Annotated in this window: 21 protein-coding genes; 9 read left to right on the top strand and 12 right to left on the bottom strand. The window is 43.9% G+C overall.

Going from position 1 to position 26,586, the window contains the following annotated elements; all coding sequences use genetic code 11:
• Positions 1-182: 182 nt before the first annotated feature.
• Positions 183-893, top strand: a complete 711-nt coding sequence (locus ACTQ9T_RS01285) for a YidB family protein (protein ID WP_440463827.1) — start codon at positions 183-185, stop codon at positions 891-893.
• Positions 894-1,009: 116 nt separating this feature from the next.
• Here the strand turns inward: ACTQ9T_RS01285 and ACTQ9T_RS01290 are convergent, their stop codons facing one another.
• The 4 genes from ACTQ9T_RS01290 to ACTQ9T_RS01305 all read right to left on the bottom strand — a co-directional run bounded on the left by ACTQ9T_RS01290 (position 1,010) and on the right by ACTQ9T_RS01305 (position 5,838).
• Complete coding sequence (locus ACTQ9T_RS01290) at positions 1,010-2,149, bottom strand: regulatory protein RecX (RefSeq protein WP_440463828.1); 1,140 nt, start codon at positions 2,147-2,149, stop codon at positions 1,010-1,012.
• Between the two features lie 213 nt (positions 2,150-2,362).
• A complete protein-coding gene (recA, locus tag ACTQ9T_RS01295) occupies positions 2,363-3,439 on the bottom strand; it encodes a recombinase RecA (RefSeq protein ID WP_194619332.1) in 1,077 nt (358 codons plus the stop codon).
• Positions 3,440-4,469: 1,030 nt separating this feature from the next.
• Entirely contained in the window at positions 4,470-5,267 is a 798-nt protein-coding gene (gene trmB / locus ACTQ9T_RS01300) for a tRNA (guanosine(46)-N7)-methyltransferase TrmB (protein WP_440463829.1), read from the bottom strand.
• Between the two features lie 130 nt (positions 5,268-5,397).
• On the bottom strand, positions 5,398-5,838 hold the full coding sequence (locus tag ACTQ9T_RS01305) for a hypothetical protein (RefSeq protein ID WP_440463830.1): 441 nt from the start codon (positions 5,836-5,838) through the stop codon (positions 5,398-5,400).
• Between the two features lie 194 nt (positions 5,839-6,032).
• Between ACTQ9T_RS01305 and ACTQ9T_RS01310 the strand changes: the two genes are divergently transcribed.
• Complete coding sequence (locus ACTQ9T_RS01310; RefSeq protein ID WP_439292967.1) at positions 6,033-6,962, top strand: DUF2628 domain-containing protein; 930 nt, start codon at positions 6,033-6,035, stop codon at positions 6,960-6,962.
• 9 nt (positions 6,963-6,971) lie between these two features.
• Here ACTQ9T_RS01310 and ACTQ9T_RS01315 read toward each other — a convergent pair whose 3' ends face one another.
• The 8 genes from ACTQ9T_RS01315 to gmk form a co-directional block, all read right to left on the bottom strand.
• On the bottom strand, positions 6,972-8,858 hold the full coding sequence (locus ACTQ9T_RS01315; protein ID WP_440463831.1) for a monovalent cation:proton antiporter-2 (CPA2) family protein: 1,887 nt from the start codon (positions 8,856-8,858) through the stop codon (positions 6,972-6,974).
• 89 nt (positions 8,859-8,947) lie between these two features.
• A complete protein-coding gene (locus tag ACTQ9T_RS01320) occupies positions 8,948-9,652 on the bottom strand; it encodes a hypothetical protein (RefSeq protein WP_440463832.1) in 705 nt (234 codons plus the stop codon).
• A 289-nt stretch (positions 9,653-9,941) separates the two neighbouring features.
• Positions 9,942-11,042 (bottom strand): cation diffusion facilitator family transporter, encoded by a 1,101-nt coding sequence (locus ACTQ9T_RS01325; protein WP_440464442.1) that lies wholly within the window; start codon positions 11,040-11,042, stop codon positions 9,942-9,944.
• A 449-nt stretch (positions 11,043-11,491) separates the two neighbouring features.
• Positions 11,492-13,789 carry a primosomal protein N' gene (locus ACTQ9T_RS01330; RefSeq protein WP_440463833.1) on the bottom strand — a complete coding sequence of 766 codons (2,298 nt, stop codon included), beginning with the start codon at positions 13,787-13,789 and terminating at the stop codon, positions 11,492-11,494.
• 133 nt (positions 13,790-13,922) lie between these two features.
• A complete protein-coding gene (locus ACTQ9T_RS01335) occupies positions 13,923-14,303 on the bottom strand; it encodes a RidA family protein (protein ID WP_010201437.1) in 381 nt (126 codons plus the stop codon).
• Positions 14,304-14,436: 133 nt separating this feature from the next.
• Positions 14,437-16,623: a RelA/SpoT family protein gene (locus ACTQ9T_RS01340; RefSeq protein WP_194619324.1), complete on the bottom strand. Its 2,187-nt coding sequence runs from the start codon at positions 16,621-16,623 to the stop codon at positions 14,437-14,439.
• 477 nt (positions 16,624-17,100) lie between these two features.
• Positions 17,101-17,361, bottom strand: a complete 261-nt coding sequence (gene rpoZ / locus ACTQ9T_RS01345) for a DNA-directed RNA polymerase subunit omega (RefSeq protein ID WP_010201435.1) — start codon at positions 17,359-17,361, stop codon at positions 17,101-17,103.
• Between the two features lie 175 nt (positions 17,362-17,536).
• Complete coding sequence (gmk, locus tag ACTQ9T_RS01350; protein ID WP_440463834.1) at positions 17,537-18,163, bottom strand: guanylate kinase; 627 nt, start codon at positions 18,161-18,163, stop codon at positions 17,537-17,539.
• 336 nt (positions 18,164-18,499) lie between these two features.
• Between gmk and ispH the strand changes: the two genes are divergently transcribed.
• From ispH to ACTQ9T_RS01385, 7 genes are all read left to right on the top strand, one after another.
• Positions 18,500-19,456 (top strand): 4-hydroxy-3-methylbut-2-enyl diphosphate reductase, encoded by a 957-nt coding sequence (gene ispH, locus ACTQ9T_RS01355; protein ID WP_440463835.1) that lies wholly within the window; start codon positions 18,500-18,502, stop codon positions 19,454-19,456.
• Position 19,457: 1 nt separating this feature from the next.
• Positions 19,458-19,703 carry a hypothetical protein gene (locus tag ACTQ9T_RS01360; RefSeq protein WP_352309546.1) on the top strand — a complete coding sequence of 82 codons (246 nt, stop codon included), beginning with the start codon at positions 19,458-19,460 and terminating at the stop codon, positions 19,701-19,703.
• Positions 19,704-19,856: 153 nt separating this feature from the next.
• Positions 19,857-20,672 (top strand): thioesterase family protein, encoded by an 816-nt coding sequence (locus ACTQ9T_RS01365; protein ID WP_440463836.1) that lies wholly within the window; start codon positions 19,857-19,859, stop codon positions 20,670-20,672.
• Positions 20,673-21,222: 550 nt separating this feature from the next.
• Positions 21,223-23,196, top strand: a complete 1,974-nt coding sequence (htpG, locus tag ACTQ9T_RS01370; RefSeq protein WP_440463837.1) for a molecular chaperone HtpG — start codon at positions 21,223-21,225, stop codon at positions 23,194-23,196.
• Between the two features lie 319 nt (positions 23,197-23,515).
• Complete coding sequence (locus ACTQ9T_RS01375) at positions 23,516-25,018, top strand: C13 family peptidase (RefSeq protein WP_440463838.1); 1,503 nt, start codon at positions 23,516-23,518, stop codon at positions 25,016-25,018.
• Positions 25,019-25,120: 102 nt separating this feature from the next.
• Positions 25,121-26,011, top strand: a complete 891-nt coding sequence (fghA, locus tag ACTQ9T_RS01380) for an S-formylglutathione hydrolase (protein WP_440463839.1) — start codon at positions 25,121-25,123, stop codon at positions 26,009-26,011.
• Positions 26,012-26,309: 298 nt separating this feature from the next.
• Positions 26,310-26,558 carry a TIGR03643 family protein gene (locus ACTQ9T_RS01385; RefSeq protein WP_320158392.1) on the top strand — a complete coding sequence of 83 codons (249 nt, stop codon included), beginning with the start codon at positions 26,310-26,312 and terminating at the stop codon, positions 26,556-26,558.
• The last annotated feature ends 28 nt before the right edge of the window (positions 26,559-26,586 follow it).

Here is a 26,586-nt window from a genome sequence, read left to right on the forward strand (position 1 = left end):
ATGATTTTAATAGGCCAATATGGTGAATAACAAAACACCTATCTCGATAGTAAGATAGATTTGTTATATTGAAATACGAAAACATATTCAGCTTTTATGCCATCTATTGATTTTATAACAGTCTGGTCAGATGACATAGCGGCTTATGAACAACAAATAAAATGAACAAAAAGGAAGAAATTATGAGCTTATTAGGGAATTTAGTCAGTCAAGTAGCACGTAGTGCGATGGCTCCAGATGATGCACAGCGCAATCCTGTCAATCAGCGTACGACACCACGCCGCACTGGCGGGCTGGGTGATATTTTAGGTGGGGTATTGGGCGGTGGCCAAACCGGCGGTTATAACCCACAGCAGTATGATCGTCAGACGGATAATGGATTTGGTCTGGACGACATTATAGGTAGTCTCACTGGCAGCAGTCAACGCGGTGGTATGAGCACTGGTGCGGGTGGCTTGGGCGACATCCTAGGTAGCGTACTGGGTGGTCAAAGTAATAGAAGTAGTAGCGGTGGTAAAGGCATGCTGGTTGCCGCTCTCATGCCCATGGTGTTGAGCTGGATTCAGCGTAATGGCGGCTTAGGCGCTGCTCTCTCAAAAATTACAGGTATGGGTCACGACAATCAAGTACGTTCTTGGATGAGTAGCAATGAGGTCAATGATAATTTGGACCCCAATGAGATTAACCAATTATTTGACGAAAACGAGATTCAGCAAGTAGCTGCACAGACCGGTGCTAATGAGACTGAAGTGCGTCAAGGTTTAGCGGAGTTACTGCCAGAAGTGATGAACCAATTGACGCCAAACGGCAACCTAGACAATGAAGCTGAGGCCAATCAAGAGATTGAGCAAATCATTGGTCAGTTATCGAGTCGACTGGGTACGTTAAAATAACCACGCTAAAATAACTGCTTTTTAACAAACCAGTATTGATAAAAATGTAATAAAAAAAGAGTATGTCTAATGACGTACTCTTTTTTTAGACTAATCAATCGTTATGAGTCATTAGTCTAAAAGCGCTCATCTAACGTGTCTAGCGTATAGTTTAGCGCAGCAAAGCAAATATCACTCTTGAAACCTCTATATTGTAAAAATCGCAGTTGGCGAGCTTTGTCTTTTTGCTCAGTGGGGATGTCGTCACCATATTTTTTGGTGCGGGCGGCAACCGCTAATTTCAGCCAATCAATCCCTTCGACGAGGTTGTCAGCGCTGTCATCTACAAATTCGCTAAATTCATCTGACTCTGTATTCGCCATATCGATTAGCTCGTCGATATTATCAGGCATGGCCATCTTTTTACGATAAAACTCCTGCTTGATACGTCCACGTCCCCGACCTTTACGAATATTTTCACGAATAAGCATGAGGGTAGTGCGATAGTCACTTTGATAGCCTTTCTGCTCAAACTCTTCGAGTAGTGCATCGATTTTGGCAGGATTCTGCTCCTTATCGAGCAGCTTTTGTTTTAACTCAGCCTTGCCATGTTCACGGCGTGATAAATAGTAAAATGCTAACCAACGTAAGCGGCTTTCCGCTTTAATGGCATCAACATCGGCCTGTCGTTGTTCAGGGGTACGTAGATAGGCTTTTAATGCGGATGGCAAATTGTCCATTTGATTAACTGCAGCAGTGTCTTTCTCTGGCTCTGATAAATGCTCATCGGTGGAACCAAATGTGGTGTCGTCGATGACATTATCTGTATCTGAGTTTTCCTTTATATTGGACTTGTCATCGAGCGAGTTATCATGAATGTCACGTTTAACTTCCGCTAGCATCTCTTTGATACTTTGCGGTTCAGGCGATTGATAGGTAGGTACGTTATTGGGCTCTGGCTCGAAGTTAGCAGCCGGATGGAAGCGTTTCTTACGCTTTTTAGACTTGGTTTTAGAGGATTTGGATGAATGTTCAGGAGTAAAAAATGAGCTAGTGTCGTTGTCGGAATGATCAAAGGTTTGGGACGTTTCATCGTCCTCAGAAGTTGAGCGCGCGGGACTAGACTTTGGATGTTTTGATTTAACTACAGGCTGTTGTCGCTTAGCAGATTTTTTAGAGAGATACTTTTGAGTGGCTGTTTTTTGTTTAGAGACAGAGGTACTAGCTGAATCGGCTTCCGACTCAGCTAGAATTTCGGCTAATGTTTTAATCTTCATAACTATTGGGGCGTGTCCTCAATTCAATCGATGGTCATCTGAATGGGTCAAAAATGGTTAAATCCTGCCAAATAGAATCAAATAGCTGACTAATATATCGATATTATCTGCGCTATTTCTCTCTTTTGACTGCAACTTATCTCATTTTTATTGCCACTTTTAAAATGAGGACAGGCCCTAGTTAGCTAATCAGTAAAAATAGTCAGGTAACGATTATTGTACTGGACTTGCCGCTGTTTCTTTATTAGCTTTGGCTACCTCTGGTGCTTTACTATCGTCGGCAACACTACCATCATCGGCAACACCTAGCTTTTCAGCACGGATTTTGGCTTCAATTTCTTCAGCAATGACAGGGTTTTCTTTGAGGAATAACACTGAGTTTGCTTTACCTTGACCGATTTTTTCATCACCATAGCTATACCAAGAACCTGCTTTACCAACTGCGCCAATTTCGACACCCAAATCAATCACTTCGGCTAAGTGGTTGGTACCTTCACCATAAGTGATTTCGAACTCGGCTTGACGGAATGGCGGTGCCATTTTATTTTTAATGACTTTCACACGGGTTTGGTTCCCGATGATTTCATCACCGTTTTTGACTGCACCGATACGGCGAATATCCATACGGACTGAGGCGTAGAACTTGAGGGCGTTACCACCGGTTGTCGTCTCAGGGCTACCAAACATGACACCAATTTTCATACGGATTTGGTTAATAAAGACCACCATACAGTTGGAGCGTTTGGCATTACCGGTAATTTTACGTAGCGCTTGGCTCATTAGCCGTGCTTGCAGACCCATGTGTGAGTCACCCATTTCGCCTTCAATTTCTGCACGTGGTGTCAAGGCTGCGACTGAGTCAATGACGATCATGTCGACAGCACCCGAACGTACCAACATGTCGGTAATCTCAAGCGCTTGCTCGCCATTATCAGGCTGCGAGACTAGCAAATCATCGGTCTGTACCCCAAGTTTACGCGCATAGACAGGATCTAGAGCATGCTCTGCATCGATAAAGGCACACACGCCACCTTGCTTTTGGCATTCTGCAATCGCCTGCAAAGTCATGGTGGTTTTACCTGAGCTTTCTGGGCCGTAGATTTCAACGATACGCCCTTTTGGTAAGCCGCCGATACCAAGGGCAATATCTAGACCAAGCGAGCCTGTGGATACTACATCGACATCAAGCGCAGCAGAGTTATCGCCTAAATGCATAATGGTATTTTTACCAAATTGCTTTTCAATTTGACCTAGTGCCGCTTTGAGTGCTTTGGCTTTATTGTCGTCCATACTGGATTCCTTATCTTCAATCATTGGTGTAAGACTATAAATTTGGTGTTATAAAGAAAATATTCGTACCATGACAGTTAATGGCTTAATAGTGCTGATAATTATCTACATAGTAACCAGCGTTCAGCTAGATTATGTAGGTTGTCATATCGATGAGATAGATAGTAATATTGGATATATCACCTTACTATACAGTAAAATCAAATAATGATAAAAGTAAAATTAAGTCCGTAATTAATGGCTACAGGGGTAACTTCTAGACTGTATTAAGCTCGTTAATCATGAAGCGCTTCTTTGTGCCACTATTACTTAGGTAAGACAATTATAACAAAAACCACGGATCATATAGGGGGTTCGATGATGTTAAACGACACTATATGTCGCATGATAAACGACTGAAATTTTATATAGACTATGCTGGAATTTATGTATTATTTCAGACGGGATAATGGGGTAGTTTGTCAATAGATTTATAAGTTGTCCACAACAAATAAATAGCGTTTATTTACCTTATGTGAAACATCGCTAATATTAAAATAATATTTTAAAATATTAAAAATAATTTATTATGATTTAAATTTCCATATAAGTTATTGAATAATATAGGTTTTTAAATTGTACAAAAAATGAACGATTTTACCTAACCCTTTAAGCTACCTAGGAAAATTCTTGTCAAGTAGCGACTTATACACAGGGTTATCCACAGCTTATGGGGAGAACTCGTGCAGCCCTTATAGTGCCAATGTTTGCATGAATGTATAGTGTCAGCGAATCATTCAATTATATGTTTTGTGCCATCATGCAACTATTTTTTCATCTGGAAATTTCGTCAAAATTGCTATGTTTCACATATTGCTGCTCTGTAAATTTAATAAATAAAACTCTTCAAAGCGTCTCAAACAGAGGGTTTGGCTGATTAAATACTGAATATATCTAGATAAAATGAGGATGGGTAATACCAGCTGCATAAAAAAGCGGCTAAATGTCTTAGCCGCTTTGTCAAAAATCATTAAGGGTAACGCGATAAGGCTTACTCTTTAATATAGATTAAATCCCAGACACCATGCCCGCGCTCTAAACCGCGGCGCTCAAACTTGGTCATTGGACGAAAGTCAGGGCGGTCAGTAAAGTTGCCTGCGCCCGCTTGATTGGTGAGTCCTGAAAAACCGTCCAAAACCTCAACCATCCAAAAGGCATAATGCTCCCAGTCGGTTGCCGTATGGAACCAGCCACCTTGTTTTAAACTGCGCGTGACCATCGCCATACGCTCAGGGCTGACAAAACGACGCTTATAATGGCGCTTTTTTTGCCATGGATCAGGGAAGTAGAGCTGAATACGGTCGATATGATTTTCTGGAAGCTGCTTGAGCAATTGGATGGCGTCGCCGTTAATGATTTTGACGTTATTTAAACCCTTTGTACCTGCCATATAAGCACATTTACCGATACCTGGCTCGTGTACTTCAACACCCACAAAGTTACGCGTCGGCTCGGCAGCTGCCATCTCAATGAATGAGTCACCCAGTCCAAAACCAATCTCTACAGTAAGCGGCGCATCAATACCGTTGGGCGTATCGGCGAATAGTACGCGCAAGTCATCGATACCATCAAGATTGCCGTCACCGAAGCTGTTATTAACCAAGTAGTCAGCAAACTCTGGATCAGTGAGAGCCATCTCGGCGTTCTTATTCATGTGCGTGCGCCGTTTCATAAAAGTATTCACAATACGAATATGTTTATCATTTTGCGAAACGGTCTCGATGGCAGTATTAGGCTCAGCCACTTGATTTATATCATTTGAGTTATCGGGATTAGAGGATTGGTTCATAGGGTTACTAAGACTTTATAAAGTTGCGAATATGAGCGTATTATAGGTTAAATATGAGCAAGTGTGAACGTTCAATTATCAGGCAGTTGCTGATGGCGTAAACCGTTTTCACTCTCCTTTCAAACATTTTCTAAGTCTTTGTACATAATTTTAAACCGGCGTCGATGATATCGTCCGTAGAAACTTTGGCGTCAGCAGGTGATAAATAGTTTTTATCTGTCTCAGTATCTGTCTCAGTATCGCGCCAGATTGTATCTTTTGTACTGAGTGTTTTCATTGGTGGCTTATCAATGTCTGTATTTGAATCAGCATTGAGCATATAACGCTCTCCACTGAGGGTTGTTATAGAAACAATTGATTTGTCGTCAATGTCATCACATCTTATTACCACACTCTCGGCAGTAAATGGCCATTGACCTACAAAGGTGCTTTGATCAAAACCTAGCTCATTTTTATAAGGATCAGATATGGCACTGACGTTAACGATGATAAGGGTTATAGCAGTAGCGATTAGAACGGTAATAATCATAATCATAATGGTTATGATTATATTGCGCTTGAGTGTAGACATGAGATGCTCACGAATCAAATAAGGACAAGAGCTTAGTCGCTCTATGATTGGCTTTTGCATCAGTTTATACTAAAGATATTCTATAAATATGAAATATTAATGAAGAATATAAAGAGTGTATTTAATCTAATTATTCGCTGAAAAAAGTATCTTACAGTGATTATTGATACGCTTTTTATCGAGAGCCTACTGCTATGTTATTTATCGAGACGGATTCACCGCCACCTTTTTACCAAGAACAGCTGACTGCTGCCAAGCGTGAGCAGTTGGATAAATGGTTTATCGGTCATCGTACCCAACGCTATTATCTCAAGCGCTTCGCGGAGTTTGATAAGCAAGGCTATTTGTCGCCAAAATGGCACTGGGCCGCGTTTTTTATTACTTTTCCTTGGCTGCTATATCGCAAGCGCTATATGGATGCGATCGTCTATAGCGTGGCAGGTTGGTCTTTTATTCAGCTTAATATTGCGATTGTGTTGGTTGTCTTTGAATTTGTGGCGATGTCTTATATTCCTGATGCGTATCAAATGGCAACGCGGCTAGGTATTGCAGCGATGATTTGGCTGTATTGGGCGTGTATGGTGGCGCGTTGGACAGACGCTTATTATTACCGTATGGCACGGCGCGAAATCGCTGACGCCGTTGATGACCATCCACGAGATGACACCGCGCAGCAGGCACATCTGCGCCGAGAGGGTGGGGTGAGCTTATTTGGTTTGGGATTGGGTTTTGGGCTTTTTGCTTTCGCCTTACTGGTGATTAAGGTACAGTTTTTACCTATTATCGCGAAGCCAAAAGCCAATGAAATATTATTCAATGCTTATGACATCACCAAAACGACGCAGAATCGTGTGGCTGTCATTTACCAACAGACTGGGCAGTGTCCCATTGATTTGCCATTTAACATAGACGACCCGCAAGTGCTGGTGCGTATTGACACTCAAGTGCCGGGCGTTCCTAAAACAGATTGTGCTGTCATAGGAACGATTCATGATGTTAAATTCCCACTGCGTTATCTCAATGAGCAAACAGTGGCTTTCTATCATGTGGAAGATGGCGATAGTTGGCAATGCACCAGCTCGCTAAACGAAAAACTGGCGCCGCCAAACTGCTCAACGGATTAAGAAAGGTAGTTAGGCTTTAGGATCAGGAACGATATCGTCTTTTTCATCAACGGGCGTCGCTTGGTTTTTTAGGGCGTCAGAAAACTCACTCAAATCCATCTTACGCGCCTTGCCAATATCCTCATCAAACAAGCTTTCAAGCTCTGCCATTGATGATTGTACTGATTCAATCAGGCTAGCTTCATCATCATAGATGGCTTGCTGACGTTCAATCAAGTCGTCATCATAATCACGGAAAGTCTGTACGGTTTCGCGTGCTTTTTCTGGAGAGATGCCGAGCAGCTGCAAGGACTCACGCGACATATCTAACGACGATAAATAAGTCTCACGCCAAATATGACGCACCCCAACTTCACGTAGGCGATAATAATGCTGACGATCGCGCGCTCGTGCCAAGACGATTAAATCAGGGTAGTTCTTACGCAAGTATTGAGCGGTGGTAATAGAGCGCTCTAAGTCGTCAATGGCAAGAATAAACACACGTGCTTTTTTGATACCAGCGGCACGTAATATTTCAGGGTTTTTTGGATCACCATAATAGACTTGATTACCAAAGCGACGGACAAAATCCACCCGATTGGCAGAGCGTTCGATGGCTGTGAATTCGATATCATGCATGCGTAATACACGACCGATAATCTGACCGACACGGCCAAAGCCCGCGATAATGACCTGATGCTCATGATCGGGAATGGTGTCGTACTCACGGCTGGGTTTGCTTTTGGCAAATAATGGCTCTCCTATTTTTTCTAATAGTAAGAATGCCAATGGCGTCAGCGCCATAGAGATGGTCACAATGAGATTTAGGGTGTTTGCTAGCTCAGGTCGCAGAACGTTTTGGGCGGTAGCCACACTGAACAAGACAAACGCAAATTCACCCCCTTGAGCGAGAGTCACCCCCAATCTGATACTGGTTGGCCATCGATTGCCAGATATTTTTGCGATAGCGGTGACCACACCGAATTTGATAAACATCAATGCCATCGCACAGCCGATAATAAAGATGGGCTTGGCCAAAATGAGTTTGACATCAGTCAACATACCGACTGACATAAAGAATAGCCCCAATAGCAATCCTTTAAAGGGTTCGATACTGGCTTCTAACTCGTGACGGTACTCCGAATCTGCCAGCAATACGCCAGTTAAAAATGCGCCAAGCGCCATCGATAGACCAATTTGACCCATCAAGATAGAGACACCCATGACGATAAATAGCGCGACCGCAGTCAGTAATTCTGTCGCACCACTAGAGGCGACAAATTTAAAGAAAGGTCGAACCACATAGCGGCTGGCAAAAATCAGTCCAGCGAAAACGGCGAAAACCTTGCCAAAATAGATTAAGTCATAGCTCTGCTCGCGTACCCCTGACAAAAACGGAATGACCGCTAATAAAGGAATCACGGCAATATCTTGGAATAATAAGATGGTAAACGCTTCACGACCATGGGTACTAGACAGCTGCTGTTTTTCAGTCAGTATTTGTAGCACAAAAGCGGTGGAAGAGAGCGCCAAGCCGAAGCCGACAATAAAAGCAGTATCGAGTTGTAAGGAGAAAAATTGATATAGGATACCCATCAATAAGGTGCCGGACAGACCGACTTGCAAGCCGCCAAGGACGAATATTGAGCGGCGCAGCGCCCAAAGCCGTGAAGGCTGGAGCTCAAGACCAATGATGAAGAGCAGCATCACCACGCCAAATTCAGAAAAATGTAATAAGCTCTCAGCATCGCCCGCTACATCTAGCGCACTAGGCCCTAATATCAGTCCGGTGATCAAATAACCAAGGACGGTCGCAATACCAAAGCGCTTGCCAAGGGGTACAAAGAGCAGCGCGGCTCCCAAGAAAATCGTAGCTTGTAACATTAAATTTGGTGAGCCGGCGGCGGCAGCGAACATCTGGAATCCTCAAAATTGGCAATAAAATAAGCAATGTAAAACAGTCAATATAAAACAAGAAAGACAATAATAAATAACGCGAGCATACGTTATTTTTTGCGATAAATCTTCCACACGCCATTATCGGCAAGCGGATTGTTATAAGCGTCATTACGACGCTTACGCGGTGTCTGCCGACTGTCTATCATTTTAAAATTGGGCAAAGCGTGGACAATGAGTCCAGTACGATAAAAGCGCACGCGCTCAGGTTCTAACATCTCACCTTTATTATCGCGACAAAAGACGTACGCACGCAAATCAATAAATTCACGATGAGCGACCAAACGAGCCTCATCGTCGTTATCAAATACGGCTGCCATACGCGCAATCTCATCAGCGCTATAATCCCCGCATTTATCCGTAAGTGCACCGACTGAGCCAAAACTTTTAGATTCTTTAGCGTGAGTTTTGGTTAGATGCAGTCGTTGCACATGATAAATAAACTGCGGTATTTCGAGGCTGGCTGGTAGCGGCAGATAATCAGGTGGTAGATTGGCCGCAGGATAAAAGGCCATCGCGCGTTCGAGCAGAGTCTGCCAACACTGTTGATAGGCTTTGACTTCGGCTAAATTGCCTTCATAGATAGGCATGTCGCGAACTTGTCGCAAAATATCAGGTGGAAATTGCGCATCACGAAAGCTGGCGATGTCTTCTTGCAGGGTTGATAGCAAAACCTTGGCGTGTTTTTTGCCATCTTTTGAGGTAGGGTCGTCGATATAGTCTGGGGCGACAAAAGGTGCTGAGCGTCTAGACATAGTGGTATATCATCAATGAATAAATTAAAAAGATACTAATAAGTATGTTTGCCAATGTTCAATAGGGTTTGAATTGATCATTTATCATTAATTGATAGTTATTATAACCATATAAACTTACTGGCACTTTATTTTTTTAAAGTGATTGAGCAAATTTTAATGGGAGTTGCCAATATAGCAGCCATATGAAGAGTTGGCTTAGTATTAAATTAGCATAGCTTAATCTTAATATTAATACAGCATACAGATTTTGCTGAGTAGCGTTATTGACAGACTCTAATATAGCTGCTCAATGATTGTGACCAATATGACCCCCATTATCAACGGCTCGCTCGGAGATGTCACAGACTAACGCATCGCTATGGGTAGCTGTTTGCAGATGCGATAAGCTTTCGACCTGAATAGTCGCATGATGAATGCCAAGTGTTAACAAGCTTTTTTCCAGATCCTCAATCAGCAGACTTGATTCGTGAATACTCATTTCTCCATCGACGACAACGTGACAAGACAGTGCATTTAAGCCGCTGGTGATACTCCAAACGTGCAGATCGTGTACCTTGTGTACTTGAGGATGGGCGATCAGTTTTTGCTCCACATTGACTAGCGATATACCTGCTGGCGTGCCTTCCATCAAGATGTGGACTGAATCGCGTACGACGCGGTAACCGCTGATTAAAATCAGGATGGCAACGATGACTGACGCCGCCGCATCTGCCCACAACCAACCAAAACCTATCATTAGTAACGCGGCAATAATAGCCGCAACCGAACCCATCAAGTCGCTCAAGACATGCAAATAAGCACTTTGCATATTCAGATTCACTGGTGCTTTGCTATCAGATGCTTTGTCTGTACTGGCGCCGTGGCTATGCTCATTTTCAGCGTGGCTACCTCGGTGCATCAACCAAGCGACTAAAATATTAATCAGCATGCCAATGGTCGCAATGATAAGCATCCCTTGGGTAGCAATGTCAGGCGGTGAATTAAATCGTTTAATCGCTTCATAAAAAATCATCAGCGCGATAATAACCAAGGTAGCGCCATTTACCCCCGCCACCAAAATTTCAAAGCGTTTATAACCAAAGGTCTTTTGATGGGTCGCTGCTTTTTCACCAATTTTGAATGCCATTAACGTCGCGCCAAGTGCTACCGCATCGCTGAGCATATGACCGGCATCGGATAATAGTGCCAAACTACCGGTGAGCCAGCCACCGATCGCTTCGATAAACATGTAGCCAGTGATTATAATAAAGCTAAACAGTAAAGTGCGCTGATAGCCTTTGGTATCGCGCGGTGCCGTGGTCTGCTCTAAGTGTTCATCGTGGTCGTGAGTGTCTTGCTTGTCATGAGTGTAATTGCTCTCATTATCTTGAAGCAGAGGTTCAGGCATATCAGCATCGCTCTGATGAGAATGGTTACTTCGTTCAGGGTTTGAATTATTTTGACTCATAACAACACTCAGGATGATAGAAAGTAAAATGGATGGTTTATAAAGCTGGGTTTGCTGTGCATAAACCAGACAGATATACAGAATTTAGCACATTTAATAAATGCTTGCTGTATCTAGGGCGTGTCATCAATTAGCACATTTATATATTTAGTGGTCTTAAAATGGCTAAATTTTGCTAAACATCATCAGAAATTTTGCCAATATGTTCATATTAGCGGCTATTTCTTCCTTGTTTATCTGTAATTTTTCTCATTTTAAGCCTCACAATCTAATTGATGACACGCCCTAGGCGGTAAACGATGAATGACCGATTTTGAATAGCGTCCTTTAGTAACGGCGAGCTATAGTGTGATGATTGTAGTTAAAGGATCACGATTAGGAATTGGGCGTCACCAACCGACAGGATCGATATCCAAAGTAAGCTTCAGATATTTGGCACTGGGCAAGGTAAGTACCAATTGCCACCATTGATTTAATACCCGATGTAACTGTCGTCGATCTTTGGCTAGCAGTAGCAATTGTGCATGGTAGCGGCTATTCTTCTTGCTCATCGGTGCGTCGATAGGACCAAGCACAGCAAGATTATGGCCATTAGGTAGACTGGCAATCGCATCTTTCAATGCTTGCGTAGTGGAAGCAAGCGTTTTGCCTTCGCAGCGTATCAGGGCAGCATGGCTATGCGGCGGTAACCCCATCATTTTACGCTCTTGCAATAGCTCGCGAGCAAAGGACAGATAACCATCTTTTACCAGCTTTAATAACAGCTCATTATCTGGCTGCAAGGTTTGAATCAATACACGACCAGACTTATCACCGCGTCCAGCACGGCCAGCCACCTGAATCATCAGCTGTGCGGTATGTTCTGGCGAGCGAAAGTCGGCGGATAAAAAGCCACGATCAGCATTGGGCAAACAGACCAAGGTAACATTGGGAAAGTGATGGCCTTTGGCGACCATTTGCGTGCCGACTAAGATAGCAGGCTTACCTTCATTAATACGCTGATAGATATTCTCCCAGCTGTCTTTACGTCTGGTCGTATCACGATCGATTTGGATAATAGGATACAACTCTTTACTGGTTTGCGGATTGGCAAAAATCGCGTGCAGGTTTTCGCTGAGTCTTGTGGTACCCATCCCTTTGGCATCTAGGTTTTGACTGCCACAATCGGGGCAAACGGTGGGAATATAGGCTTGCCAATCACAATGATGGCATTTTAAGTACGAGCTGCTTGAATAGGAATTGGGTTGCGATTGACTATTATAATGAACGGTTAAATGCGCGTCACAGCGTGGACAATCTGCCTGCCAACCACAAGCCTCGCATAGCAAAACTGGCGCATAGCCGCGACGATTTAAAAATATCAATACTTGATCGCCCGCTTCGAGCGTTTGCCGTATCGCGCCAATTAACGCATCTGTCAGCCCCGTATCATAGCGTGCACCATCATTTTGAGTCTGTTGATGGGTACTTTGCAAGCGCGCATCAATCAGCTGCATGGTTGCAGGCTTTGCATTACCAGGGCGAGTCTGCAGTTGGCATTCTACTAATTTGCCGTCATCGACCAGTTTTAAATGCTCAAGAGACGGGGTCGCGGTACCAAGTACGACGGGAATGTTGCATTGCAGGCCGCGATAAAGCGCGACGTCGGCGGCATGATAACGTAGAGTATCTTGCTGCTTATAAGAGCCGTCATGTGCTTCGTCGACGACGATAAGTCCCAAATCAGCAAAGGGATATAGCACCGCTGAGCGCGTCCCGATAATGATTTGAGCATGACCCGTGCGGCAATCTTGCCAGCCTTGTAGACGATGAGTGTTGGTCATGCCGGAGTGTAGCAAGACAATATGGGCAGCAAAACGACTGGCAAAGCGCGCGCGCGTCTGCGGGGTCAAACCAATCTCCGGTACTAAAATCAAAACCTGCTTGCCCGCTTCTAATACGGCTTGCATCGCTTGCAGATAAACTTCGGTCTTGCCACTACCAGTAATGCCGTTCAGTAAAAACCCCGTGTAGCGCTCAGCTTCGTGCGCCGCAATAATAGCCGCAACGGCAAGCGCTTGCTCATCATTGAGATCGAGTGGCATTTTTGCGAGTTTGACATGAGCAGGTGCTTGTTTTGGCTCAATATAGCGCTCGATCAGGCCTTTATCTTCCAGCGTTTTTAAAAAACTGCGCTGCATGCCTTCTAACAGCAGCACATCTTCGCTCGCACCGCGCTCACCGTGTAGCTTAAGCATATCAAATTGTTGCTTCTGCTTTTTGGCATTGGCACGAAAATCGCCATCAGCAATATGCGGCAAAATTCGCCAGTGCGTAATCAGCAAGTCTAGCGGCTTGCCTTGACGAACGAGACTGGGCAAGATGACAGCTAACACATCACCAAGCGGATAGTGGTAATAGCTTGCCAACCAATACGCCAGCTTTAGCATGCTGGTATCCAAAATCGGCTCAACATCTAAGCATTTATTAATAGGTTTGAGTTTTTTCATCGGTACGCTGCTATCCGCTTCAGCGATATGAGCGACCACGATACCGATTAAGGTTTGACGACCAAAGGACACTTCGACGCGGCTACCAATTGGTGGTATCCATGGTGAGTTATTATCTGGCAAAGCATTCATATCTGCCGGTAAGCTATAGTCAAACACCCGATAAAGGGGCACGGGCAGAGCAACTTGTACCAACATAAAATACATCTCTATTGTTTGGGTATTTAAATAATGAGAATAATAGTAAGCCCAAATAGTGATATTTGGGCTTACGCTAACAACCGTTATTTTTACTCAATTACTTAAGAATTGAGTGTGATGAGCATCAAGATTATTCAATATATAGAATAGACTCAATTTCGACCACACCACCTTTTGGTAGAGCAGCGACTTGTACGGCTGCGCGGGCAGGGTATGGCTCGGATAGGTTGGCCACGAACACTTCATTTAAAACGGCAAAATCACTTAAGTCTGTCAAAGATACATTGAATTTAACCACGTCATTTAGACTGCCGCCAGCTGCTTCACAGATAGCTTTGATATTTTCGAACACTTGCTCAGCCTGTGCTTTAAAACCTTCTCTCAACTCCATGGTTTCAGGGTCGAAACCTAACTGTCCTGAAATATAAACGGTGTTACCGACTTTGACGGCTTGTGAGTAAGTGCCAACAGCGGCAGGGGCTTTATCAGTTTGAATGGTTTGACGGGTCATATTATATCCTTAAGGTGTTTTTTTCGTTTGATTGATTGGATTTACTGACTAAAAACGAAGTAGCAAAGTTTATCATTGTTTTGGGTTGTTCTGAAAATTCGAGATTAAAAGTAAGGGTATTTAACACTTCTATCTACAGCTGATAGAGTCGCATGATATTGGGAAAGCCCAGCAGCGAGCGCAGTTCGCGAATACCTTGTGCTAAATGATTGCGACTACGGACCACAATATGAATGATAGTGTCAGTATGGCGCACATCGACCGTTTCCACCCCCATATTTAACTGGCGCAGATGGTAGATAACCTCGCTGATTTGTTCGTCGCTGAGGGCAAGAGACAGCTTCAGATAAGCCGAAAAACGGACTTTGCTAGCGTGCTCACCGGATTCATTTTGTTTGATGGCCCTGTCATTGCGCCAGCGCAGCTGTATCACTTGATAAGGGTTGTCTTTGCGAATATCGTCGAGCGAGAAGCATTTATGGCGATGTACCACCAAGCCGTGACGGGATAAATGACCAACGATAGGGTCGCCATAGATCGGATGGCAACAATTGGCAAAATCAAGCTCTACCCCTGAGGCATTGACAATCAATTGTTGCGGTTGGGCATCATCATCATTTTGTTCTTTAGCCTGCAAGTCACTGACTTCGTCGCTAAATAAGCGAGTGACCACCAGTTGTGGTAGTAGTGTGCCCGAGCTAATCTGTTCAAATAGCGCACTTTTTTCTGTCAGACCACGCCATTCTGTCAAGTTTTTCCAGTCGCTGTCCGTTAAATCATCGAGGCTTTTTTGATAGGTTTTTAGCGCGCGATCCAAGGCTTGTTGACCATGATGCTGTTTATCAGCAGCAGATAAATCCTTAAACCAGCGTAAAATCTCTTCACGGGCTTTATTGGTCACGACAAACCCGAGCCATTCTGCCTTTGGCTCTGAGTGGCTATTTACTTCAATCTCGACCAATTGCCCGTTTTTGACCACCGTGCCCAGCTTGGCTTTGTTGCCATCGATATTGGCACCGACGGCCACATTACCGACCATAGGTCCAACAGCATAAGCAAAATCAAGCGCTGTGGCTCCTTGTGATAGCTCATAAGCGCGACCTTTGGGACTATAACAAATAATTTTACTTGAATGCAGGTAATCCATCAGCTCGCTAATCGTCGAGACGGCAGCAGTAAAGTCAGGGCTATTTTGATTTAAGCTGTCTTCATCAACCAAGTCTTTCATATTGCGTAATGACGCCTGAATGACTGATTGACTGACATCGGAGGCGTGTTCTGCCCCGATAACGCCAAGCCTTGCCGCATTTTGCATTTGCTTGGTCAAAATAGTGACTTTTACAAAATCATTATCCCGCTCATAAATAAGGGTCAGGGATTGATTGCCACCCGGTAGTGGGCGACGAATATTGTCAGCAATATGGGTATCATCGATTTGATATTTTTTGATAAGGTAATAAGCCAGTTTGTCGCAAGCTTCAATATTGTCGAGCACAATCTCAAAAGCATAGTGACGAAGTAGCGCATTAATTTCACCGCGATTGCGGAAAAACTGTCGATATATCACCACGCGATTGTCTAATACTTTGACGAGGCCATTGAGCCCTAAATTGTTTAAGACAATAGTCAGATAGCTATGAATAGCCTCTCTTTGAAAATTACGTCCCAGCCCGTGTTGCAGCAGCTTATCTGAAATCTTGTTATACATACCAGAATCAAGATTGCGGTAACACAGCACTTCAATATAATCAGCAATGTCATTGAGACCCATCAGACGGGCAAATGGCACATAAAAATCTAACGTCTCTTGCGCCGTCGTGCGCTGTTTTTCAGGACGTACCGCATCCAGCGTCGACATATTGTGTAAGCGGTCGGCAAGCTTAATGATTAACACCCGTGGATCAGCAAGGGTAGCCGTCAGAATTTTATGAAAAGTCGCCGCTTTATTTTGTTGCTTATTATGGGTCGAAGATTTTAATTTGGTGACACCATCAACCAGTCTAGCAACCACTTTGCCATAACGTTGCTCGATTTGCTCATCGCTAACGTCGGTATCTTCGACAGTATCATGTAAAATCGCTGCAATAATGGTATCTCGATCTAAACGAAAACCTGCCAATATTTCAGCGACCGCAATCGGATGAGTGATATAAGGCTCCCCTGATTTACGCTTGTCTTTAATATGCGCAATATCACCGAACTCACAGGCATCAACAATATCACGGCGTTCGGCAGCAGTCAGATAGCCAACTGAACGGAGCAAATTATATTGAGCATCATCGACTAGATGATGACTGAGTTTGGGAAGGGTTTGACTCATAAAGTGACGATCCTATTTTCCATTACCTATAATTGATTAAGCCCTGTTAAGGTAAATGGTGACTGAATGAATACTAATCTATCGTTAAAGCAAGATAATATCGATGTATGGATATATGGATAAAAAAGCAACCGTATGCAAGCTGTACCAGCATATCGTTTACAGGGTTGATGCTGTCACGCTTTTAAATTGCAGCGACCATATTATAAAAGAAAACGATCATTGTAAAAAAGAGTAATAATTATAATAGAGAGCAGTAGAAAGGCGAGACCACTCTCTAATTAATCGTAAATCGTATTCAATGTCAACTGCTAAGCGCTGGTGCCAGAAAAAAACTTATAAATTTATACCCAGTGGTATGATTTTGGGCGCAAATGGCTTTCATGATAGCCAAAAGCATACAGTTGTAAACGAAAAACCACAGCATAAGCTGTGGTTTTTATCATCAATATGCATTTGCATGTCAAACAGCTTTTACTAGAAGCTATGATCGCCTGACAGTGCTAAATCCATTGAGCTAGTAGCAAAATTATGCTCTGGCTGATTTAGAATATCGCGAGTGATTTTGCCCGCGGCAATTTCACGTAGAGCCAATACCGTAGGCTTGTCGTTATCGACTTCAACCAACGGTTCAGCGATACCTTTGGCCAGCTGACGGGCGCGCTTGCTTGCGACCAAAACCAGCTCAAAGCGATTATCAACATTATCCAAACAATCTTCAATCGTCACTCGTGCCATAAATAGCTACCTCGGTTGTTTTTATTAGTTACAGACATAGTCCGTCACTCAAATAAAAATAATATCAAAAATATAAAGGGGGATAGCTGGACATTGTAGCATTTTTTGCCTAGCTAGGTGGTTGCTTTTTATGTCCGCTTGCCAAATTAAACCCTACTGACAGGCAGTAATAACCTTACTCTTGTACTTTATTGCTTAGCAAGTTGCTAATCGTACGATGATAACGCTGCTGTTGGCGTTTAAGCGTCTGTCTATCAGCGACGATAATGGCTTTTAGCTCAGTCAAGGCGACTTCGAAATTGTCATTAATGATGACAAAATCAAAATTCACATATTGCGCCATCTCAGTCACTGCGCCTGCTAAACGCTGCTCTATGACTTCTATCGTGTCTTGCGCGCGAGTCGACAAGCGCTGGCGTAACGTGGCAATGCTTGGTGGTAGAATAAAAACCATCGTCGCGTCAGTAAATATTTTTTTGACTTGTAGCGCTCCTTGCCAATCAATCTCCAAAATCACATCGACACCGGCCTCTAATTGCGCACGTACGCTTTGTTCTGAGGTGCCATAATAATTGCCAAACACTTCGGCGTGCTCCAAAAACTTATTGTCGCCGATGGCAGTCACAAATTTATCGACATCGGTAAAATGATAATGATGACCATTAATCTCACCCGGACGTGGGACGCGAGTCGTATGGGAGACACTGACGGTCAAGTCATTGGTGGTGGCAAGTAGCTGCTTTACCAGTGAGGTCTTGCCCGTACCAGAGGCAGCGGTAATAATAAATAATGAACCTGTCATACAAAGTGTCCTAATGGGGTGTGCCCTAATAAAGTGTGCGCTAATAAAAGACGAAAAGATGCGATAGTGAAACGCCAAAGCATCAAAGGCTGGTAAAAATATAAAATGCCATCATGTAAGGTTAGAGAAACCATAACTACTGCCTAATTATAAACTGCTTTTGACACTTTTGTTTTTTTAAAGACCGACTGCGTCTATAGCGACTGGGACGGTGGTATTTTAAAAGGCAATAAAAGCAAATTATGCTAAAGTAGCGTATTGAATGCATCCCAACTTTTGACGTTAAGCTTTTGACGTTAAGCGATAAATACAAATTATCTAATGATAGGCCATCTTATGCAAATTTATCTTGCCAATCCACGTGGTTTTTGCGCTGGTGTCGATCGCGCGATTGCGATAGTCAACGAAGCATTGACCCGCTTTGAGCCCCCTATTTATGTCCGTCATGAGGTCGTCCATAATAAATTTGTGGTCTCGGATTTGGCCAATCGCGGTGCGGTATTTGTCGAAGAACTTCACGAAGTACCCGATGGTGCAATCGTTATTTTCTCTGCGCATGGGGTCTCAAAAGCGGTCGAAGATGAGGCGACTCGTCGTGACCTGACCGTCTTTGATGCCACTTGTCCGCTAGTCACTAAGGTACATATCGAAGTCGCTAAATTTGCCCAAGATGGTATGGATGCGGTGTTGATCGGTCATGCTGGACATCCTGAAGTTGAGGGCACAATGGGGCGATTTAACCGTCGTCATGGTGGAGAGATTCATCTAGTCGAAAATGAAGCCGATGTCGAAAATCTGACTGTGCAGGATGGCGAGCGTTTGGCATTCGTTACCCAAACGACTTTGTCGATGGATGATACGGCTCGCGTCATCGATGCACTGCGCGACAAATTCCCTAGTATCGAAGGACCGCGTAAAGATGACATCTGTTACGCCACCCAAAACCGCCAAGATGCGGTCAAAGATTTGGCCAGTCGCTGCGAGATAGTATTGGTGGTAGGCTCACCAAATTCCTCAAACTCAAATCGTTTGCGTGAATTGGCAGAGCGGATGAATTGCCGTGCTTATTTGATAGACAACGCCAGCGAAATGGACAGTAGCTGGTTTGATGGCGTAGAGAATGTTGGTGTCACCGCAGGGGCTTCAGCGCCAGAAGTATTGATTCAAGAGGTGCTACAGCAGTTGCAAGATTGGGGCGGTGACTTGCCAAGTGAGCTGTCAGGTATCGAAGAGAATGTCATATTTAGTCTGCCCAAAGCCTTACGTATTCCGGTCACGCAAGTAGGTAAGTAACATGAAAAAGCACAAAAAAAAGTTCGTATTGGCCGAAGCCACAGTCGATGACATTAATAAGCAATTGAAAATTAATATGTTTGTGATTGTTATTTTGGTATTGATGCTTATTCTTAATACGGCACAATTTATGAAAGATTATAGTGTCTTATATGGTGCCCTCATTGCTATCATGGCTTTTTTCCTTTTTATAATGGCTAAGAGTCGCACGTTGCTCAATATGAGAAAACAAGAGCTTACTAAATAAACAATAAAGGTAAGCCACGCCTGAAAATTACTAGGAAGTGATTAACACGCTCTAGTAACGCATAACTTTTTTATACAACCATAACCACTTCTCACAACAGTTACAAAATACTGGATGAATGAGCAAGATTTGAGACAACATTAAGGATGGTGAATGTCAGCTTATTACAACTTTATTAAACGTGAACAGCAAGACGATGGTGTGATGATCGCACATTATCAGCCCACCAAGAATGCCCAAGGCGCTTGGAATGAGCACGAGCAGCATATGGCACCAGCGACAGGATTACTGACCGCTGAGCTTAGTAGATTTGCTCCACAAGAGAATATGAGAATTGCCCGTATTAGTCTCGATATTTTGGGACTTATACCGCTCGATGAGTTTACTGTTACTACCCGTTGTATTCGTCCGGGCAGAACCATCGAGCTGGTTGAGTCGGTACTGAGCAGTCGTGGCCGTGATGCTATTATTGCTCGTGCATGGCGACTGATGACTCAAGATACCAGTGAGATTGCAGGGCTAGAGGATCAAAAAGCACAGTACCAACCTGAAGAATTGGCAGTCTGGGATGGTATGAAAGGTTGGCCAGGTGGTTTTATTAAAACAGTGCGCTTAGTCACTGATGCTGATCGTCGCGCTGGGCGTGGTATGGTTTGGATCACCAATGATGTTGAGATGGTCGAGGGCGAACCGACGGATGATTTGGTGCATTTATTGGGCATGGTCGATACTGCTAATGGCGTCGTGCCACGGCTTGGTCTCGGACTATCAAAGTTGGAGTGGATGTTTCCCAATACTGATTTGCAGATTCATATGCATCGCGCGCCGCAAGGACGTTGGCTCGGCATTGACGCGGTACAACAGTATGGCGCTGATGGGATTGGGGTGACCAGCGCAGTGTTGCACGATATATATGGGCCGTTTGGTCGCAGCGAGCAGATTTTGACCATTCGTCCGATGCCACGTTAAATGTTGAGTAATTTTATTGTTTTAAAAAACAAAACAAAAATATATATTTAATATATTTTACAGAATTATAGTAATCGGTTGTAATGGTGTCTATCAAGACAATATTACTGCACTGAAGGTTACTATGAAAACACATATGCACTTTTCAAATAAGCTAACGACCATTTGGGATTTATTGATAGAAGCTTACTCAGAATAAAGTTTAATATAGTCAGTTCAATATAATTTCGATACAAGGAAACCGAGTGCAAGTTATACATTAGTATGCTTAGCGAGGATGACGATGTAGCGGATTTATATAGACTTGACTATATGCCTTTTTAAATGATTATGTGAGTATATGGCTCACAAAAAACACCGCCTTAGCAAACTAAGACGGTGTTTTTTATTGAATAACCCTTTTGCGCTTGAAATTTTCTTCTATGCCCCTATTAGTATAAACAGCTTAACGGTATCCAACAGGCTAGCTTTGATAATGCTATTAAAGCGGTCTTGGCAGGTTCATCGTTATTTTATAATAAGTACTTAATAGAATTCAAAGGAGTGTTTTATGAGTGAAGCAACTCAAGCTAAAGGTCTGAATCCAGAATTAAAAAAACATACGTTTGAAGCGGAAGTGGCACAGTTGCTGCATTTGGTGACGCATTCGCTATATTCTAATGCCGATATCTTTGTCCGTGAATTGGTATCTAATGCCTCTGATGCCTGCGATAAACTGCGTTTTGAAGGGACTAATGATGACAGTCTTTATGAAAACGATGGTGAGTTAAAAATTCGCATCGCCGTCGATGAAGATGCTAAAACGATTACCTTTACCGATAATGGTATTGGTATGAATGAAGCGGATGCCATCGAAAACTTAGGTACGATTGCTAAGTCTGGCACCAAAGCATTTTTAGACAAATTGTCTGAGTCGCAAAAGCAAGAAGGTCAATTAATCGGACAGTTCGGTGTTGGTTTCTATTCAGGCTTTATCGTGGCAGATACGATTAGCGTAGAATCACGCAAAGCGGGTGAGCCTGCAGATAAAGGCGTACGTTGGGTATCCGATGGCACTGGTAGCTTTACCGTTGAGCCTATCACCAAAGACGCGCGCGGTACTGCCATCACGTTGCATCTAAAAGAAGAGTACGTTGAAGGCGAAGACAGCTATCTAGACCGCGCCAAAATTAAGCGCTTGGTGAATAAATACTCTGACCATATCAGCCTACCGATTCAAATGCGTAAAGAGATCTGGCAAGAAGACGTAAAAGAAGATGAGAACGACGACGCACCTACTGGTGGCGAGATGGTATTGACTGACGAATGGGAAACCATTAATAAGGCCAGTGCATTATGGACACGTTCAGCATCTGAGATTGAAGATGATGAGTATGTTGATTTCTATAAAAACATCTCATATGACATGGATGCGCCGCTTACGTGGACACATAACCGTGTAGAAGGCCGTGTTCAGTACACGCAGCTTTTGTATATTCCTAAAAAAGCGCCTGTAGATTTATATACTCGTGAGCAGCAGCATGGTCTCAAGCTTTACGTCAAGCGCGTCTTTATTATGGACGAGGCTGAGCAGTTGCTACCGATGTATCTACGCTTTGTCAAAGGGGTTATCGATTCAGCCGACTTGCCATTGAACGTCAGTCGCGAGCTATTGCAAGAATCGCGTGATGTGAAGTCTATCCGTGATGGTAATGCACGTCGTATTTTGACCTTGCTGGCAAGTTTGGCCAATAGCGAAGACAGTGATAAGCAAGAGAAGTTCGCGCAGTTCTACGCCGAGTTTGGTGATGTCATCAAAGAAGGTCTAGGCGAGGACATGGGCAATCAAGAACGTATTGCCAAATTGCTACGTTATGCGACCAGCACGCAAGACAGTGTGACGACCAGCTTTGAAGACTATAAAGCGCGCATGAAAGACGGTCAAAAGGCCATCTATTACATAACGGCTGATAATTTGGCAGCGGCAAAGAATAGCCCGCAGCTTGAGTTGTTCAAGAAGAAAGGCATCGAAGTTATCTTGATGACCAGTCGTGTCGATGAATGGGCGATGAACTTCTTAACCTCATTTGATGAGACACCGCTACAAAATATCGCCAAAGGTGCGGTTGATTTGGGTGATTTGCAAGACGAAGCCGAAAAAGCCGAAGCCGAAAAAGCCGAAGAAACCATGAAGCCAGTGGTTGATAAGCTAAAAGCAGCGTTAGGCGAGCGTGCGAAAGACGTGAAAGTGTCTACGCGCTTGGTCGATAGCCCAGCCTGTTTGGTCGTTGGTGAAGGTGAGTTGTCGCCGCAAATGATTCAGATGCTCCAGCAAATGGGTCAAGATGTGCCAGCGAGTAAGCCGACACTAGAAGTGAACCCAGATCATCCGCTGATTAAGAAGCTTGAGACCAGCGAGCAATCTGATGTCGATTTTGACAAGCTGGCGCAAGTCATCTTTGATCAAGCATTACTAGCAGATGGCGGTCAATTAGATGATCCAGCCGCTTACCTAAAACGCGTCAATGAGTTATTGATGAGATAGTGTTGAGTCGTTGATATAGAAGGAGGTCTTGTATGCAAGGCCTCCTTTTTTTAATTGATTTTCGGTCAGATTTGAGCGATTTTTTACAAATCAGCCTTATCCTCTTGACCGACAATCCGTTACAATCGCGTTAGATTGGCGAGCCATACTATTGACTCATGCTATTCGTTTTTTTGCTTATTCTATAGTGGATCAAACATAACGTCGCTGTGTGTAAGCCGCGCAAAAAATGTAAATAAATAACATTGAACGGCTGCTGCATCAAAATACTTATCATTGATTCACTTTATTTCTTTCGACTGGCTAGAGGTCTAAGTCTTTGTCACTTACGTCGCTAAAAACCGTATCGCTTCAGCGCTTTTCACTCAATTTCGCTGCCAATATTATCGCAACTTTATGGATGCTAGTGGGGTCAACGCGCGCGTTTTCTTGGGTTAAGCCCACCTTTATTCAGTTTGCGGTCTTCGCGCTATTGGCACTTGGTAGCAACGTGCTTTTCTCATGGCTGGCTGCTGAAGGCGGCAGTATTTTTAATGAGCAAGGATTGGTCAGCTATCTCATTTGGCCGATGATTATTTTATTGAGTGGCATTATTTTGGCACGGCGAGCGGGCAATCAAGCGCTGGTTTTTGTGCCTGTGGTGCTATGGTTGGTTGCTGACACCTTGTCGGCATTGTTACAAAGTCTGGTGCAGTTTTTTGGCAGTTATGGTTGGCTGCCGGACTGGAGTTATTCATTTTTACCCATTCTGTTTTTAGTGCTGTTCTTATGGCAGACGCTTGCCTTATTGTGGATTTTTTCTCGTCGCATGCGCACGCCATGGTGGGAGCGTATTATTGTGCTGGTAGGCGCAGTGGCGCTGCTGACTATTTGGCAGCGTAATGTCGCTGACCAACCCATATTTAAGCAAATTCCTGTAGAGCCGGTGTTAGAAGAGGCCGCATTGTACGAGCAGCCACGTCTGTTGCAACAAGCGCTTGATGGCATTGATCCAAGTATCGATGGCAAGACTGACTGGTACTTTATGGGTGTGGCTGGGTTCTCTGATCAAAATGTTTTTCGCTCCGAGATTAATAAAGTACGTGAGCTGTTCGATGTGCGCTTTGGCACCAGCGGTCATTCGCTCTCACTCATTAATAATCAGTACAGCTGGCTCGATGAACCAATTGCGACTAAGACCAGTATTTTGCGCGGCTTAAAAAGAATTGGTCGGCAGATGAATGCCGATGAAGATGTGCTATTTCTCACGCTATCCTCACACGGTACTGAAAATATCGTGCAATTGGCGAATCCACCACTTGCGATAGATAATTTAGATGCTACTTGGTTGCGTGAATCTTTGGATGCTTCAGGTATTCGCTGGCGTGTAATCGTCGTATCAGCGTGTTACTCAGGCTCGTTTATCGATGAATTGGCCTCACCAACCACAGTGGTGATTACTGCCTCAGCAGCTGATAAAGCTTCGTTTGGCTGCACTAATACGGCAGAAATGACTTATTTTGGGCAAGCCTTTTTTGCTGAAAGCCTGCGTGAAAACACCAGCTTCGAATCTGCCTTTAAGGATGCCCGCTTACGAGTGACTGAGCGCGAGAGTGTGATGGGTTTTGAGCCATCAGAGCCACAGATGGTGATTGGTAGCCTAATGGAGACGGCGCTACCTGCGTTTGAGCAAGTATTGTTTGATAAAACCCGTCCACCAGTCGCTAGCCTTACGAATAATGCGGGTTCTACCACCGTTAATATTTTACCCAGTAATACTGCAAACACCGCTTCCAACAGTACCTCTAACTTGCCAGTGGATGCTACCAGTGATATTGATTAAAATTTGAGCGCTATTTGACTTGTTATCAATGTGCTTTTTGCCTTATAAAGCGCTTTTTATAAGTCATCATTTATTTTACCTTGGATAAAGAGGAAGTTACTCATGAATAATACTTATAATAAAAGCCTGTCTGCTAACAGCCAGCTCACGCAAAAGAGTGTGAACCGCTGCTTTGATGGCGAGCAGCATTACTATAGTCATCAATCGACAGCGACGAAAACGCCGATGACGTTCAGTATTTATCTGCCTGATGAAGCGCTCGCAGGGCGGTTATGTCCTGCCGTTTTATATCTATCGGGTCTGACCTGTAATGCTGATAACGTCACCCATAAAGCGCATTTTCAACAAAAATGTAGCGAGCTTGGTATGATATTTATCGCTCCAGATACCTCTCCTAGAACTAGTGAAGGCAGTGAAGTGCCGAACGATGAGCGCTATTTTGTCGGTCAGGGCGCAAGCTACTATGTGGATGCGAAACAGCAGCCGTGGGCAGAGCATTTTAATATGCAAAGCTACATCGTCGATGAGCTATACGATTTGCTGCGCTCAGAATTTCCCATCCATAGCATGGGTATCACTGGACACTCCATGGGCGGTCACGGGGCGTTACTGTTAGGTTTTAAATTCCCAAGTAAGTTTGTCAGTGTCTCCGCCTTATCGCCCGTCTGTGCTGCCAGTGAGTCGGCATGGGGGCAAGCCGCCTATACTGAGTATTTCGGCGATGACCAATCACTATGGTCGCAAGCAGATGCATCGAAGATGATCGAAAAGGTCGGTCAGCAGTATGCCAGCATCTTGATTGACCAAGGCGCTGCGGATAATTTTTTAGCAGAAGGTCAGTTGCAAACAGGCAAACTTCAAGACGCTTGTACAAAAGCCAAGCAGCCTTTAACATTGCGTTATCAGGCAGGTCATGACCATAGTTATTATTTTATTCAGAGCGTTATCAACGACCATATCGAACATCATTGGCGCATGGCACAACTTAGCTAAGCGTCGATATCGAACTCTTTTCACTAAGCTGCTCAACACGCGCTAATGTTTAAAAGGTAAAATTATGGCAAGTTATCAAGATTTAACAGCATCTAATTCTGATGCGAACTCAATAAGTGATACCCATTCAATACGTGACACTCATTCAGAGTCTAAAAACGCGCAATCAGCACTTGCGATTATGCAAGCCGAAATGGATGCCGCTCTAAAAAATAAGCAGCATAGCAATAGTGACCGAGTCTCTAAAGCTAACTCAGATGAGTTCATCGCAAAAAATATCAATGACGCTGGTGACAGAGTGCTTGATGAGATTCAAGTCTCGCGAGTGATAGAGATGGCATGGGAAGACAGAACACCATTTGGCGCGATCGAGCACAGCTACGGTCTTAATGAAGCTGGCGTGATTAAGCTCATGCGCCAAGAGCTCAAGCCGTCGTCCTTTCGATTATGGCGTCAGCGCGTGAGCAACCGTGCTACCAAACATCAAGCGAAACGAGATTTTGGCGTCGGGCGCGCCTATTGTAAAACCCAGTACAAACAGCGCTAGAGCATGTCCTCAATCTAAACAGAAATGA

This window comes from Psychrobacter sp. ASPA161_6 (genome assembly GCF_051970285.1).
Lineage (GTDB): Bacteria > Pseudomonadota > Gammaproteobacteria > Pseudomonadales > Moraxellaceae > Psychrobacter > Psychrobacter glaciei.

Coding starts and splice junctions, on each gene's coding strand:
- ACTQ9T_RS01285 (WP_440463827.1), top strand. CDS start 183: ATGAGCTTATTAGGGAATTTAGTCAGTCAAGTAGCACGTAGTGCGATG.
- ACTQ9T_RS01290 (WP_440463828.1), bottom strand. CDS start 2,149: ATGAAGATTAAAACATTAGCCGAAATTCTAGCTGAGTCGGAAGCCGAT.
- recA (WP_194619332.1), bottom strand. CDS start 3,439: ATGGACGACAATAAAGCCAAAGCACTCAAAGCGGCACTAGGTCAAATT.
- trmB (WP_440463829.1), bottom strand. CDS start 5,267: ATGAACCAATCCTCTAATCCCGATAACTCAAATGATATAAATCAAGTG.
- ACTQ9T_RS01305 (WP_440463830.1), bottom strand. CDS start 5,838: ATGTCTACACTCAAGCGCAATATAATCATAACCATTATGATTATGATT.
- ACTQ9T_RS01310 (WP_439292967.1), top strand. CDS start 6,033: ATGTTATTTATCGAGACGGATTCACCGCCACCTTTTTACCAAGAACAG.
- ACTQ9T_RS01315 (WP_440463831.1), bottom strand. CDS start 8,858: ATGTTCGCTGCCGCCGCCGGCTCACCAAATTTAATGTTACAAGCTACG.
- ACTQ9T_RS01320 (WP_440463832.1), bottom strand. CDS start 9,652: ATGTCTAGACGCTCAGCACCTTTTGTCGCCCCAGACTATATCGACGAC.
- ACTQ9T_RS01325 (WP_440464442.1), bottom strand. CDS start 11,042: ATGCCTGAACCTCTGCTTCAAGATAATGAGAGCAATTACACTCATGAC.
- ACTQ9T_RS01330 (WP_440463833.1), bottom strand. CDS start 13,789: ATGTTGGTACAAGTTGCTCTGCCCGTGCCCCTTTATCGGGTGTTTGAC.
- ACTQ9T_RS01335 (WP_010201437.1), bottom strand. CDS start 14,303: ATGACCCGTCAAACCATTCAAACTGATAAAGCCCCTGCCGCTGTTGGC.
- ACTQ9T_RS01340 (WP_194619324.1), bottom strand. CDS start 16,623: ATGAGTCAAACCCTTCCCAAACTCAGTCATCATCTAGTCGATGATGCT.
- rpoZ (WP_010201435.1), bottom strand. CDS start 17,361: ATGGCACGAGTGACGATTGAAGATTGTTTGGATAATGTTGATAATCGC.
- gmk (WP_440463834.1), bottom strand. CDS start 18,163: ATGACAGGTTCATTATTTATTATTACCGCTGCCTCTGGTACGGGCAAG.
- ispH (WP_440463835.1), top strand. CDS start 18,500: ATGCAAATTTATCTTGCCAATCCACGTGGTTTTTGCGCTGGTGTCGAT.
- ACTQ9T_RS01360 (WP_352309546.1), top strand. CDS start 19,458: ATGAAAAAGCACAAAAAAAAGTTCGTATTGGCCGAAGCCACAGTCGAT.
- ACTQ9T_RS01365 (WP_440463836.1), top strand. CDS start 19,857: ATGTCAGCTTATTACAACTTTATTAAACGTGAACAGCAAGACGATGGT.
- htpG (WP_440463837.1), top strand. CDS start 21,223: ATGAGTGAAGCAACTCAAGCTAAAGGTCTGAATCCAGAATTAAAAAAA.
- fghA (WP_440463839.1), top strand. CDS start 25,121: ATGAATAATACTTATAATAAAAGCCTGTCTGCTAACAGCCAGCTCACG.